Source organism: Planococcus sp. APC 3900, assembly GCF_030407735.1.
GTDB classification, from domain to species: Bacteria; Bacillota; Bacilli; order Bacillales_A; family Planococcaceae; genus Planococcus; species Planococcus notacanthi.
This window is the reverse complement of record NZ_JASDCT010000004.1, coordinates 1-13,737: the sequence shown is the minus strand read 5'-3', so window position 1 is coordinate 13,737 and position 13,737 is coordinate 1. Positions and strand designations below refer to the sequence as shown.

Genomic DNA, 13,737 nt, shown 5'->3' with positions numbered 1-13,737 from the left:
TATATAAGGCACTCCACTTTTTCTTAACCTTATACAGTTTACACGAATCGTGCGCTTCTGGAAAGAGACGTGCTTTGAAGGGAAGTTCCCATACAGTGCCTCAGCAATTAGTAAACAAGAAGCACAGAAAAACCTCTCAACAATTCACCGCATTGTTGAGAGGTCGTTCTACTGGTTGAACCTGTTCTTCATGCTTTTGCCGAGTTGTTCGAATGTGCTGTCTAGCAATTCTTTTGGAATTTTTGAATACCCGTCTCCCATATGTACTTCGAAATAACAGGACTGTTCATCCATTTCTTTGAGGTAACTGGTTATCCCTATCCCCGTTTGCTGTTCCAGCTCCAATAAAATCGGTTCGACTTGCTCTTTAGCTTGCCTGAACTGGACATGAAACATATTAGAAACCGGAACAGCAGGAAGTGTTGAAATCCCATAACACGCATTAAACCGTTCAGCCACTTCCTTAGCTTCCTCATAATACTGTTCCATTTTATTGGAACGCATGTCAAAGTAATAATCTGCGGGTATGATATAAGGATACAAACTGATCAGATTGCCGCCGTGGCGCCTTTTCCAAACTTTTGATTGCTTGATAAAATCATTGTCACCTGCTAATATAGCACCCACAATTCCGCCAATCCCTTTATATAAAGAAAGGTAAACGCTATCGAATAAAGAACAGACATCATGTGCTGTTTTCTGATAGTAAGGGAGAACTTCCAATAACCGGGCACCGTCGAGATGAAGCCGAATCTGCCGATCACGGCAATATTGAGAAATTTGTTCAAGCGTTTCAAAACTTGGCAACTGACCGCCTATTTCCCGTTGGGGCAGTTCCAATAAGATAGCCGCAACCCCGTCTTCCATTTTGATGACGTCATTCAGATCGATTACCTGATCACGTTCAGTAAGGAAAACCGAGTCAATATGATGCAATTCTTTTAAACCGCCTTCTTCATGAATCTCTAAATGGCTAAGTGGATGGTACGCTACTTTTCCGGTTCCCTTTTCATCACACCAGATTCGCAAGGCAATTTGCTGGGCCATTGTGCCGCTCGGGAAAAAGACCGCATCCTCTTTCCCTAATAAAACTGCCATTTTCTTTTGGAAATCCTCAATGACCCGGCCCTTACCATACTTATCACTTTCCAGATCATCTTCTATATTTTGAAATGCTTCTTTTAAAACCTGGATATTCCGTTCACCATTTCCCGCCAGTTTATAGGCCGTTTGATTATAGGCCCTCTCCAATTGATTTTCTTCACCCATCTTATAAACCCCTTTCAGAAAAACTTATACGTATTCTTTCCTGAAGTTTTTGCCTCGTACAAAGCCTGATCAGCGTGTTTAAGAAGCGCCGCTAATTCTTCAGTACCACTGGCCGGATATGTGACAACTCCGATACTTGTAGAAAGTTGATACTGGGCATCCCACTTACTTAAGCGATCGAGTACATGCTGCGCCTGTTGGCTTATGTCTTCTTTACTGCCTATAGAAGGAAAATGCATGACAAACTCATCGCCTCCTAATCTGACCGCAAAAGCGTCCGGCTGTTCAGCCGCCAACTTCTGAAGCCTGGAAGCTACTTCCTTCAACACGCCATCGCCTGCTTCATGGCCATGGATATCATTTACCTTTTTAAACCCATCCAAATCCAGAAAGAAAATCACGCCACCTTTACTGGAATGATTGTCAAAGAAATTAGAGAGATACCGTCTGTTATACAGATCCGTCAACGCATCCCGATAAGCAAAACGCTCAAGATCCAAATAATAAGAAAACATCCGAACAATTTTTTGCAGTAATTGGATACTCTTCGCATCAAAGTGGGTGACTTCATCATTGATTGCACATAATGTTCCAAATTTCTCTCCATTCACAAGAGAAATCGGCAAGCCCAAGTAAGACCGGATATTCACTTCATCAAGCTTCTGCTGAAGTTTCTCTAAGCTGCTTTCTTTTTGGATATCTTCATAGATCAGAGGCTGGTTGTTTTGAAAATCCACTCGATTGCAAAGCGTTTCATTCAGGTTTAACACCAGTCCTTCTGCCACGGCAATACTGGTATCTTCATTTGAAAGCTTGAGAATAACTTGTTGGCTATCGCTAAGTGACGTTAAATAGATCAATTGATCCGGCAAGATTTCTTTTGCCAATTCCAGCACATCGTTGGCCAGTTCATCAAAGTTTTTATACATCTGCAATTCTTGATACGTAGTTACCATGGCACACCTCGAATATTTTCAAATTTCATTTTATCGATCCATCCTCTCTTAAGGAAATGAAGCAATCTTAAAATCATTTCTTTGCTTCAAAAAACGGGGATCTTGTTGTATTTCTTAAAGCTTAACATATCAAGCTGATAAGCATTTAATATGAATTCAAAAATATTTCTTCTCATCGGCAAAGATTGCTTCTTAATTTACACCTAATAAAAAAGGACGAAACCGGTGTGGTTTCATCCCTTTTGCTGATGGTCTTGAGAATACGGTCTTCCAGCCAGTTTGTTAATCGCAACAATTTTTCGTTCAGTTACAGTTTGCAATAAAACACTCAATAAGAAACCCAGCTTAATCCTGTAGTTCCTTCGCCTGCATGGACGCCTACACAAACACTTAGTGCAGCAACTTGCACTTTCAATGCTGGAAATTCTTGCAAAAGCTCGCTCTTCCATATTTCTGCGTCAGTGGCATTATTGCAGTGAATAACGGAAACTTCCGGAACAGTGCCCGTCTCCATATCCGCACGAAGGGAAAGAGTGACTTTGTCTTTCGCCCGTTTGTTTAAACGAACCTTTTCTTTCAGGACGGTTATTCCATCTTCAAAAGTGATCACCACTTTAATGTTCAGCAGATTGGTGACGAAGGTTTGTGTTCCAGACACACGCCCGCTTTTATGCAATTGATTCAAGCTTGAAGGAATAAAGGACAATCTCGACCGAGTCGCCATTTTATTGATCGTTGCCATCACTTCTTCCGCGTCTTTGCCTTCTGCAAACAACCCTGCGCCTACTTCAATCATCTTCCCCATTGGAAAAGAGCCGATTTTTGAATCGATGGGATAGACATTGAAATTTGTCATCTTCGCAGCTGCCTGGGCACTTTCAAATGTCCCTGACAGGCCACTCGATAAATGAAGCGCAATCGCAAAGTCATACCCTTCCGACTCCAATTTTTCATACAAAGATACCATCTCGCCAATTGCAGGCTGTGAAGTTTTAGGTGAGACTTTCGCTATCCGTAATTTATCGTAAAACTCTTCTTGTGTAAAATCGATGGATTCCCGAAACGATCCATCCGAAAAAACCACACTAAGAGGCAGAATGTGGACATTGTGTTTTCGGATGAAATCCTCATCCAATTGCGCAGCCGTATCGGTAATCCAAGCTATTTTTTTCATTGACGTTTCTCCTCTAAATGTGAGTTTATCAGCATCGTAAGTGGCCTGCTCTTGCTAACTTACAGGAGGATTTAATCGAGTGCTAGTGACAGCCGTCATATACAGAAAAAGTTCTACATTGGCCGACATGATTTGAACATATATTGCTGATTTTCTTTTGTTTACGAGAAAAAAGCCACCTCTCAATTCAATAAATTGAGAGGTGGCTTATGGCTTTAAACTTTTTATGACTGCTACATAATCACGGTTTATTGAAGCATCTTTTCGTCCCAGGCAATTCAAGGACTTAAAGAATTACTTACATCATGCCGCCCATGCCGCCCATATCAGGCATTCCACCCATTGGTGCTGCTGGTTCCGGGATGTCTGCTACGACTGCTTCAGTCGTCAAGAACATAGCTGCAACAGAAGCTGCGTTTTGAAGCGCTGAACGGGTAACTTTGGTTGGATCGACGATTCCTTCTTCCACCATGTTAACCCACTGTCCATTTGCTGCGTTGAAGCCGATGCCGATTTCTTCGGATTTCAGGCGGTGAACGACGATTGATCCTTCAAGGCCTGCGTTTGTCGCGATTTGGCGAACCGGCTCTTCAAGTGCACGAAGCACAATGTTGACGCCTGTTGCTACGTCGCCTTCCTCTGTTTCAAGAAGTTCTGCAACCTTGTTGTAAATGTTGACTAGCGCTGTACCACCGCCGGCAACAATGCCTTCTTCGACAGCTGCACGAGTTGAGTTCAACGCATCTTCAATGCGAAGTTTACGTTCTTTCAATTCTGTTTCAGTAGCCGCTCCGACTTTGATGACTGCAACGCCGCCAGCCAATTTAGCTAGACGCTCCTGCAATTTCTCTTTGTCGAATTCAGAAGTTGTTTCTTCGAGCTGGTTGCGGATCTGTGTAACACGAGCGACGATTTGTTCCTGGTCGCCGGCGCCTTCCACGATGGTTGTGTTTTCTTTCGAAACAACCACTTTTGATGCGCGCCCAAGCTGAGCGATGTTCGTTGTCTTCAATTCAAGTCCAAGATCTTCTGTAATCACTTCTGCGCCAGTTAGTGCAGCGATATCTTCCAGCATCGCTTTGCGGCGGTCACCGAAGCCTGGTGCCTTAACAGCTACAGCATTGAATGTGCCGCGCAATTTATTGACAACCAATGTCGCCAATGCTTCGCCTTCAACATCTTCAGCCACGATCAACAATGGCTTGCTTTGCTGAACGACTTGCTCAAGAATCGGAAGGATTTCCTGGATGTTGCCGATTTTCTTGTCAGTAACCAAGATGAATGGGTTATCCAATACCGCTTCCATTTTGTCTGAATCCGTCACCATGTATGGAGACTGGTATCCACGGTCGAATTGCATTCCTTCAACCACATCAAGTTCAGTTGTGAAGCCGCGAGATTCTTCCAAAGTGATGACGCCGTCGTTGCCGACGCGCTCCATTGCTTCTGCGATCAGTTTGCCGACTTCTTCATCACCAGATGAAATCGCTGCAACTTGTGCAATCGACTCTTTTCCTTCGATTGGCTTGGAAATGGCTTTCAATTCCACAAGCGCGTTTTCCACTGCCAATTCGATTCCACGGCGGATGCCTACAGGGTTCGCGCCAGCTGTAACGTTCTTCAAGCCTTCACGGATCATTGCCTGCGCAAGAACCGTCGCTGTCGTTGTACCGTCACCGGCGATGTCGTTTGTTTTAGAAGCTACTTCCGCAACAAGTCTCGCCCCCATGTTTTCAAAAGCATTTTCAAGTTCGATTTCTTTTGCAATCGTTACACCATCATTGGTGATCAACGGCGAACCGAATTTTTTATCAAGAACCACGTTGCGCCCTTTTGGCCCAAGTGTCACTTTCACTGCATTTGCTAATTTATCTACGCCTTGCAGCATTAGACTGCGTGCGTCTTCACTGAACTTAATATCTTTTGCCATGTTTAGCTTCCTCCTGTTTCGCTGGTTTATTTTAGCCTAAAACTGCTAATATATCGTTTTCACGTAAAATCAAATATTCTTTGCCTTCATATTTCAATTCAGATCCTGCGTATTTCGAGAAGATGACGCGGTCGCCAGCTTGCACGTCCAATTCTGTGCGCTGCCCGTTTTCACGGATAAGTCCATTTCCTACAGCGATCACATGGCCCTCCTGCGGTTTTTCCTGTGCTGAACCCGGCAAGACGATTCCGCTTGACGTTTTTTCTTCCGCTTCGATGAGCTCAATAATTACACGATCTCCTAGTGGTCTTAACAATTGAAACACCCTCCTCAAATTATCTAAATGTTCTCGATTAGCACTCTCAACCTCTGAGTGCTAACCCACTACCAAGTTTAATAAAATCTTCAGTCTTTTGCAAGCGGTAACCATTAGTATTTTGATTTCTTTGCGGTTGTTCTTTGAAAGCTCTACAATAGAAGGAGCATCCCCCAGTGAAAGGAATTACATCATGCCCACCAAACGAAAAACCTTTATAGACAGTTTCTTGAAAAACGGCAGCTCCTCTCGCCCGAAAACCAAAAAGAACAGCAGCTACCGCCCGAAAGCACAAGGGACAAAAACGCCGCTTTATGTATTGTTGATCTTTATTGCTGCACAGTTATCACCGATTCTGTTCATCTCCCCTACCTTGAATTATTTCCTGGACCAAGGCATGGACCGGGAAGCTGCCGGCGCCGCCACTTCAGGCTGGCTGATTTTCCTGACTATGGGCATCGGTTTCATTTTAACGCTCCTGATCATTTTCCGGGACAAGCGCTTTTTCGATATATGGAAAGGCACAAAATCCACGGTCCTCATGTCGGTTGTCTGGGGCTTTCTCGGCTTTCTGCTTCTGCTGATCGGCCAATCAGTCGCCGCTTTAATTGAAATGAAGGTTCTCGGCATTGATCCCGGTTCTGAGAATACCGCTTCCTTAGTCTATATCGCTGAAGCGGTGCCGCTCGCTATCGTTTCAATCGTCTTGTTCGGACCAATTCTCGAAGAACTGGTTTTTCGCCGCGTCCTGTTCGGTTCACTGAACCAAACGACCAATTTCTTTTTCGCAACAGCGATCAGTGCATTGGTGTTCGCTTTGATTCACTTTGATTTTACGCATTTGCTGCTTTACTTCACTACCGGCTTGATCTTGGCGTTCCTGTATCAGAAGACCAAACGGATCATCACCCCGATTATTGCCCATATGTGCTTGAATGGCTATGTCATGCTGATTCAACTCAATATGGACAAAATTTTGGAATTCCAGGAACAGATGGAAAAACTTCAAACAACCGGTTTTTCTACTTTCTTTTAATCAGCTGTAAAGAGACGAAAAACATATTTCCCATAAGAAAAAGCCTTCCCCGATTTTGATCGGTGGAAGGCTTTATTTTTCTTCAATGATTTGTTGCTGTTCTTCGATAATCTGCTGTTGCTCCGCTTTCAAGAACTTACGGTAACCAATCTTAGCGATGATGACACTGAATTCATACAGCACAATCAACGGCAAAGTCACAATCATATGCGAGACGATGTCCGGCGGTGTAATGAACGCTGCAATGATCACTAAACCAAGATAGGAGTACTTGCGGTATTTCGTCATCAGCATCGGGGTAATGATCCCAAGCCTTGTCAGAAACAGCATAAGGACCGGCAGTTGGAAAATCAAACCGAACGGCAACGTAATCTGGAACAGAAACTGGAAGTACTCATTGATCCCAATTGTTTCTTGAATATCCATATTGTCAGAGATATTCAGCATAAATCCGATGACATAAGGAAATAGAATCAAATACGCAAAAGCGATGCCTCCCAGAAATAATAGAACAGAGAACGGAATGTAACTTAATGTCGCTCTGCGTTCTTTATCGAGAAGACCTGGACTGATAAACGCCCAGAACTGATACATGATCAATGGGGACGTGATGATCAGCGCTAAAATCATCGTAACCTGCATAAAAATTTTCAGCGGATCCGTAATTTTAAACGCATTCAACGTCAGGTTTTTCGCTTCTTCGGTATACTGCAGATACTGGATCAGCGGTTGGGCAAGAAAAAAGCTGACAATAAGCGCTAATACAAAGAAAACGACTACAATGGTCAGCCGTTTTCTCAATTCACCTATATGTTCAACTAACGTCATATCTTTTTCTGTCATCAGACAAACATCCTATCGTATTTCCTTTTGCTCATCTTTCTTTTTCAAATCTACTTTATCGTCGTCGTCATCCACAAGTCCTTTTGTAGCGTTTTTAAACTCGCGCAAAGACGAACCGAATGCTTTTCCAAGTTCCGGCAACTTTTTAGGACCGAAAACTAACAAGGCAACAACCCCGATAACGATGATACTCATTGGACCTGGCATACGTGGCACCTCCTGTATTATGGCTCTATTTTACATCATTCAAGCTGTTTTGGCTATTTCCAAAGGCCTTTGAAATGTGAAGGTTTTAAGTCATTGCTGCTTGATCTGGTATATCAAAGTCTGCAGTTCAACGGACAAATCGATGGTCTGGACACGGATATGGTCGGGAACCGAAATGCGGACGGGCGTAAAATTCAAAATCCCTTTGATTTCGGTCTTCGCCAAACGGTCTGTCACTTCCTGGGCCGAGCGTGACGGCACTGTCAAAATAACCAGTTCTACGCCGTACTCTTTGATCTTCTCTTCAATCTTGTCTGGATGGTAGGTATCGATATCACTGATCTTTTCGCCTTCCACCGGACTGTTCGAGTCGAAAGCCACAATGATTTTCGTGTTGTGGTTGCGATGGAAATTATACTTTAAGAACGCACTTCCGAGTCCTCCGACACCGATCAGCGCCACATTGGTAGCTTCGTCCTGATCCAAAGTCTTCCGAAAAAAGAGCAGCAGTTCCTGGACATCGTAGCCATAGCCTTTTTTTCCGAGCGCTCCCAGATGGGAAAAGTCGCGGCGGATTGTGGCCGAATCAATTTTCATCGCTTCGCTCAATTCCTGCGAAGAGATCCGTTTTTGTCCGGCATTCGCAAAATTTTGAAGGAAACGGTAATACAAAGGCAGCCGTTTGGTTGTGGCTTGCGGAATTTTAGATGTCTCATGTAACATACGCTTTCGCATCCTCCTGAGGTGTTGTCAAATCGCTTTCATCTTACATTAGGAGCCTTGATATGTAAAGGCTTGTGCAATTGCGAACCAACGCCCCATCAGCTACACTTAGAGAGAATAGAGGTGACCTACATGATAGTTTTACAAGTGAATCAAGTCCATAAATCATTTGGCGCAGAAGAGATCCTTTCAGGCGTCAAATTGGAAGTACAGCATCGCGACCGTGTTGCATTAGTAGGCCGCAACGGTGCAGGAAAATCCACTTTATTGAAAATCATCGCCGGTGAAATGTCCCATGACAGCGGCGACATCATCATGCCGAAAGATTTGACGATCGGCTATTTGGAACAACAGACCAATTTGGAGTCGGATGCCACCATCTGGGATGAAATGATGACGATTTTCCATCATTTCCGTGAACAGGAATCGAAACTTCGCCGCTTGGAAGCACAAATGGCCGATCCTGATATATACAATAATCCTGAAGAAAACGACAAAGTCATGAAAGAATACGATCTGCTCCAGCATGATTTCAAAGATGCAGGCGGCTATCAATATGAAGCGGATACACGAGCCATCCTGAATGGCATGAAGTTCTATCCCGAAGACTACGACAAGAAAGTGGTGTCATTATCCGGTGGCCAGAAAACCAGATTGATGCTTGCCAAGCACCTGCTCAGCAAGCCGCAATTGCTGATTCTCGATGAACCGACCAACCACTTGGACATCGAAACGCTCAGCTGGCTGGAGAACTACTTGAAGAACTACCCGGGTGCTTTGCTGATCGTTTCGCATGACCGTTATTTCCTCGACCAAGTGGTAACGCTGGTCTATGAAGTTTCCAGACACCGAGTAAAAAAGTATACCGGCAACTACAGCCGTTATTTGAATGAAAAAGCTAAACAATACGAATTGGACCAAAAGCAGTTTGAAAAACAGCAAGGCGAAAAAGCCAAGCTGGAAGATTATGTCCAACGCAATCTGGCACGGGCTTCAACGACCAAGATGGCACAAAGCCGCAGGAAGACCCTGCAAAAAACCGAATGGATGGAGGCTCCCGACGGCAATGAAAAATCAGCCCGCTTCGGCTTTACTATTGGCAAACAAAGCGGCAATGACGTCTTGAATGTCCAATCGCTGAAAATCGGCTATAGCAGCAAGCCTGTATCCGAAAACATTTCATTAAAACTGTACCGCCAGGAAAGCATGGCATTGGTCGGACCCAACGGCGTCGGCAAATCGACGTTGCTGAAAACCATCATGAAAGAGCTGAAACCGCTTGATGGCGATATTCATTACGGAACCGGCATCCAATTCGGCTATTACGACCAGGAACAAGCCAATTTAAAGGGCAATAAGCTGGTGCTGAACGAATTATGGGATGATTACCCTCTCATCAATGAAAAAGACATACGCGGCATCCTTGGGCGTTTTTTGTTTACAGGGGATGATGTCCTTAAACCGGTCTCAACTTTATCAGGCGGCGAGAAGGCACGAGTGGCCCTTGCCAAGCTGATGATGCAAAAAGCCAATGTCCTGCTTCTTGATGAGCCGACAAACCACTTGGATCTCGACAGCAAGGAAGTACTCGAGAACGCCTTGCTGGATTATCCCGGCACCCTGCTATTTGTATCGCATGACCGTTATTTTATGAACCGGATCGCTACAAAAGTCATTGAGCTTACTAAAGACGGCACAACCGAATACCTGGGCGACTATGATTATTATGTAGAGAAAAAATTGGAAATCGCTGAATTGAAAGCTCTTGATGAAGCAGAGTCGATGACGGAAGTAAAAGCGCCAACCGCAACTTCCACTTCGCAGATCAACAAAGAAGCGAAAAAACTGGAGCGCCAGCTGGTCCGCCAATCTGAAGAAGCCGAACAGGTAATGGAGAAACTAGATCAGCAAATTGCTGAAATTGAAGAACAATTGTGTGAGCCGGAAATCTTCCAGGACCACGAGCGGGTCTTGCCGCTTCAAAACCAATTGGAATCCTTAAAAGCCTCTCACGAAGAAACCATGGCACAATGGTTAGAACTACAGGAAAAAATTGAAAGTATTTAGTTTTGAACCGGCTGTTTTTCAGCCGGTTTTTTGTTACTATATATAGGTCAATAGGGTTTCGCAAAATATTTATTTCCACAGATTTCCCCACAACTTCGAAGTTGTCTTATCAACTGTCAACAGACTTATCCCCGTTATCCACAGGTTAACAAAATACTATCCACATAGTTTTCCACTTCTACTTACACAATATGTAGGATATCCTCTATTTACCCCCTAGTTATAAACAGTTTATTCACAAATTGTGCATAAGTACAAATGTTCTCTCTTGACAGAAAAATTCTGCCATCTTCATAAATATCTGAATTTTACGGTAAAAAAAAGCAAGTAATTACACACATTCCAGATGACCTGAAATGATGAAATTACTTGCTTTTATTAAATCCATGAGGTTAATGGCATACCCGGCCGGCCATTCATTGCCATCGTGCCATATAATCCTTTTTCGTACATGACAGTGCCTGCGGCTGCAATCATCGCTGCATTATCTGTACATAAAGGCAAAGAAGGAATATAGAAGGGAATCTCTTTTTCTTTGAATACCGATTCCAACGAGCTTCGCAAGCCTTTATTCGCGGCTACTCCACCAGCAGCAATCACTTGCTGGACTTTGTATTCCTCAGCTGCGCGCAGCGTTTTTCCAGTCACCACTTCCACCACACTGTTCTGGAAACCGGCTGCTACATGTTCTGGAGCTATTTTTTCGCCGCGCTGAGCTGCGTTATGCATGTAATTCAAGACAGACGATTTCAATCCACTGAAACTGAAATCGTAAGAACCTTCCTCCAGCCAAATTCTTGGAAATGCAATAGCCTCATCACTGGCATGTGCCAATCGATCAATATGAGGGCCGCCTGGATAAGGGAGATCCAGTGTCCGGGCAACTTTATCATAGGCTTCTCCAGCTGCATCGTCCCGTGTTTCTCCGATTACAGTGAAATCACCATGTTCTTTCATATAGATCAATTCCGTATGGCCACCCGAGATAACCAGCGCCAGAAGTGGAAATTCCATCTCTTGCTCCAAACGATTGGCATAAATATGGCCTGCGATATGATGGACTCCTACTAAAGGCAGCTGATGGGCAAAAGCAAACGCTTTGGCCGCATTGACGCCAATCAGTAAAGCACCTACTAGACCTGGCCCTTCCGTTACCGCCACGGCATTCAGCTGATGCGGTTCCATTGCTGCCAACTGAAGCGCTTCTTCAATAACCAATGTAATTTGTTCTACATGGTGCCTAGAAGCAATTTCCGGCACGACCCCACCAAAACGTTTGTGGCTCTCAATTTGGGAAGCCACCACATTGGAGATGATTTCGGTGCCATTTTTAACAATCGAAGCTGCCGTCTCATCACAGCTCGTCTCAATTCCTAATATATAAATGTCTTTATTCATCAAAATTCACCCACATCACTATGGCATCCTCATAATTGTCCGTATAATACCGCTTACGGATGCCTCCATTTTTAAATCCTAATTTACGGTAAAGATTTTGTGCGACTGTGTTGCTGACACGGGCTTCCAATGTCATCAAGATCGCACCATGCGCTTTCGCAGTATCAATTGCCGCCTGCATCAAGCCCTCGCCCAGTTTTTTACCACGCTGTTCGGGAAGGATGGCGATATTCGTCACATGTGCTTCGTCCATGACGAGCCACATTCCGCAATAACCTACGATGCCTTCACTTGTTTCAGCAATCACATAATATGCATGTTCGTTGTTGATCATTTCATAGTAAAAAGCGTCTTTGGTCCAAGGCAAGGTAAAAGACAGGCGCTCTATTTCATAAACCTCGTCAATGTCCGCAATAGTCATTTTTCTGAATCTCACATCTTCAATCATAGAGGTTGTCCTTCTTGCGCTTTATTATAATTGGCTTCTGCTTCTGTAATGCGGCGGTATTCAGGAACAGCATGATGAACATTGCTTTCTGGAGATTCCTGAGCCAGCAAAATGAGATTGGAAGCACGCGGCAACCGGTTCTGCATTCCGCTGAAATGAGCTGTTTCACCCAACACTTCACTGATTAATGCTTCGTGCAAGGACACATCCATCCCAGTGAAGAGTACAGGACGATTGAATTCTTTCACTTTCAATAAAAACTCTTTTACATCACTATGCTGATCGCCAATCACCGGCATCAAGCTGCTGCCCTCATATAAGCCGATAAAGGCGGTACCGCGCCGCGCATCCATCAGTGGACAAACCAGCCCCTCAAACCCTTGGCCGTTTGCAGCAAGCACCTTCAAGCTCGAGACTGGATGAAGGGGAATTTTCAAAGACCAAGCCAATGTTTTGGCAATGGTCAATCCAATACGCACACCTGTATAAGAACCTGGTCCTTCCGCTACGGCAATGTGCGTCAGATCAGCAGGCGCCACTTTCGCTTTTTTCATCATTTCTTCAATTGCCGGCATCGCAGTTAGCGAATGATTGATTTTTAAATTAGATGTTTCTTCTATTAAAACCTTGCCATCTTCAATTAACGCAAGCGCCAAAGGAGAATTCGAGGTATCGATTCCTAGATAAATCATGATAAGTTTAGCTCCTTGCAAAGATTTTCATAGCGTCTGCCAATCGGGTGGAGGATAATCTTGCGTTCTTGCTCTGATTGCCGGGTAATTGTAATTTCCAGACGCTCCGTGGGTAGGTATTCTTCTATAAATGTTGCCCATTCAACTACCGATACTGCTTCGCTGCTGAAAAATTCATCAAACCCGATGTCTTCGTCACTGTTCTCAAGACGGTAGACATCAAAATGATTCAATTCCAGACGACCGGAATATTGTTTTAAGATTGTAAAAGTCGGACTGTTGACCATCCGCTGAATTCCAAGTCCTTTTGCTAAGCCTTTTGTAAATGTCGTTTTCCCAGCCCCTAAATCGCCTTCGAGCGTCAAGAGGTCTCTAGGTTCGAGCAGTTCAGCCAAACTGGCCGCAAACGCTTCGGTTTCTGCAGGCGAGTTCAATGTAATTGTGTATGCCATTATCGTGTCACCTCTATTGAGTCTTTACATAGTTTAGCGAAATTGTTGAAGTAAATCAAAATATATCGTTTTGTCAGTGGTTTTTAATGAAAACAAAAAAAATAAACACAGCAGGATCGCTGTGTTCATCATCAAAATTACGGTCCCGACCGGGATCGAACCGGCGATCTCCTGCGTGACAGGCAGGCATGTTAACCGCTACACCACGGGACCAAAAAAAAATAGA

At 44.1% G+C, this 13,737-nt stretch carries 14 protein-coding genes and 1 tRNA gene; 2 read left to right on the top strand and 13 right to left on the bottom strand.

From position 1 onward, the window contains the following. Positions 1–168: 168 nt before the first annotated feature. The 5 genes from QMA04_RS09160 to groES all read right to left on the bottom strand — a co-directional run bounded on the left by QMA04_RS09160 (position 169) and on the right by groES (position 5,645). Positions 169–1,269: a threonine aldolase family protein gene (locus QMA04_RS09160; RefSeq protein ID WP_290185284.1), complete on the bottom strand. Its 1,101-nt coding sequence runs from the start codon at positions 1,267–1,269 to the stop codon at positions 169–171. A 14-nt stretch (positions 1,270–1,283) separates the two neighbouring features. Then, positions 1,284–2,225, bottom strand: coding sequence for a sensor domain-containing diguanylate cyclase (locus QMA04_RS09155; RefSeq protein WP_290185282.1), 942 nt, complete (start codon positions 2,223–2,225; stop codon positions 1,284–1,286). A 328-nt stretch (positions 2,226–2,553) separates the two neighbouring features. Continuing rightward, on the bottom strand, positions 2,554–3,399 hold the full coding sequence (locus QMA04_RS09150) for a DegV family protein (protein WP_290185280.1): 846 nt from the start codon (positions 3,397–3,399) through the stop codon (positions 2,554–2,556). A gap of 298 nt (positions 3,400–3,697) precedes the next feature. Continuing rightward, positions 3,698–5,329 carry a chaperonin GroEL gene (gene groL / locus QMA04_RS09145; RefSeq protein WP_191716438.1) on the bottom strand — a complete coding sequence of 544 codons (1,632 nt, stop codon included), beginning with the start codon at positions 5,327–5,329 and terminating at the stop codon, positions 3,698–3,700. 31 nt (positions 5,330–5,360) lie between these two features. Then, positions 5,361–5,645: a co-chaperone GroES gene (gene groES, locus QMA04_RS09140; RefSeq protein ID WP_006831533.1), complete on the bottom strand. Its 285-nt coding sequence runs from the start codon at positions 5,643–5,645 to the stop codon at positions 5,361–5,363. A gap of 193 nt (positions 5,646–5,838) precedes the next feature. On the opposite strand from groES, the gene QMA04_RS09135 reads away from it, so the two are divergent. Further along, positions 5,839–6,681 carry a CPBP family intramembrane glutamic endopeptidase gene (locus tag QMA04_RS09135; RefSeq protein ID WP_290185276.1) on the top strand — a complete coding sequence of 281 codons (843 nt, stop codon included), beginning with the start codon at positions 5,839–5,841 and terminating at the stop codon, positions 6,679–6,681. Positions 6,682–6,753: 72 nt separating this feature from the next. On the opposite strand, the gene tatC is transcribed toward QMA04_RS09135, so the two are convergent. From tatC to QMA04_RS09120, 3 genes are all read right to left on the bottom strand, one after another. Next, the gene (tatC, locus tag QMA04_RS09130; protein ID WP_191716440.1) at positions 6,754–7,524 is read right to left on the bottom strand and encodes a twin-arginine translocase subunit TatC; all 771 of its coding nucleotides are present in this window, start codon (positions 7,522–7,524) and stop codon (positions 6,754–6,756) included. 12 nt (positions 7,525–7,536) lie between these two features. Then, entirely contained in the window at positions 7,537–7,731 is a 195-nt protein-coding gene (locus tag QMA04_RS09125; RefSeq protein WP_191716441.1) for a twin-arginine translocase TatA/TatE family subunit, read from the bottom strand. 90 nt (positions 7,732–7,821) lie between these two features. After that, entirely contained in the window at positions 7,822–8,454 is a 633-nt protein-coding gene (locus tag QMA04_RS09120; RefSeq protein WP_191716442.1) for a redox-sensing transcriptional repressor Rex, read from the bottom strand. A gap of 132 nt (positions 8,455–8,586) precedes the next feature. On the opposite strand from QMA04_RS09120, the gene QMA04_RS09115 reads away from it, so the two are divergent. Further along, the gene (locus QMA04_RS09115; protein WP_191716443.1) at positions 8,587–10,521 is read left to right on the top strand and encodes an ABC-F family ATP-binding cassette domain-containing protein; all 1,935 of its coding nucleotides are present in this window, start codon (positions 8,587–8,589) and stop codon (positions 10,519–10,521) included. A 378-nt stretch (positions 10,522–10,899) separates the two neighbouring features. Here the strand turns inward: QMA04_RS09115 and tsaD are convergent, their stop codons facing one another. The 5 genes from tsaD to QMA04_RS09090 all read right to left on the bottom strand — a co-directional run bounded on the left by tsaD (position 10,900) and on the right by QMA04_RS09090 (position 13,724). Further along, positions 10,900–11,919, bottom strand: a complete 1,020-nt coding sequence (tsaD, locus tag QMA04_RS09110; RefSeq protein WP_290185273.1) for a tRNA (adenosine(37)-N6)-threonylcarbamoyltransferase complex transferase subunit TsaD — start codon at positions 11,917–11,919, stop codon at positions 10,900–10,902. Beyond that, positions 11,912–12,367, bottom strand: coding sequence for a ribosomal protein S18-alanine N-acetyltransferase (gene rimI, locus QMA04_RS09105; RefSeq protein ID WP_203341167.1), 456 nt, complete (start codon positions 12,365–12,367; stop codon positions 11,912–11,914). Before rimI ends, tsaD begins: the two co-directional genes overlap by 8 nt. Continuing rightward, complete coding sequence (gene tsaB / locus QMA04_RS09100; protein WP_191716446.1) at positions 12,364–13,059, bottom strand: tRNA (adenosine(37)-N6)-threonylcarbamoyltransferase complex dimerization subunit type 1 TsaB; 696 nt, start codon at positions 13,057–13,059, stop codon at positions 12,364–12,366. Before tsaB ends, rimI begins: the two co-directional genes overlap by 4 nt. Then, entirely contained in the window at positions 13,056–13,511 is a 456-nt protein-coding gene (tsaE, locus tag QMA04_RS09095) for a tRNA (adenosine(37)-N6)-threonylcarbamoyltransferase complex ATPase subunit type 1 TsaE (protein ID WP_191716447.1), read from the bottom strand. The genes tsaB and tsaE overlap by 4 nt, the downstream gene beginning before the upstream one ends. A gap of 140 nt (positions 13,512–13,651) precedes the next feature. Continuing rightward, a tRNA-Asp gene (locus tag QMA04_RS09090) sits at positions 13,652–13,724 on the bottom strand. Positions 13,725–13,737: the final 13 nt, after the last annotated feature.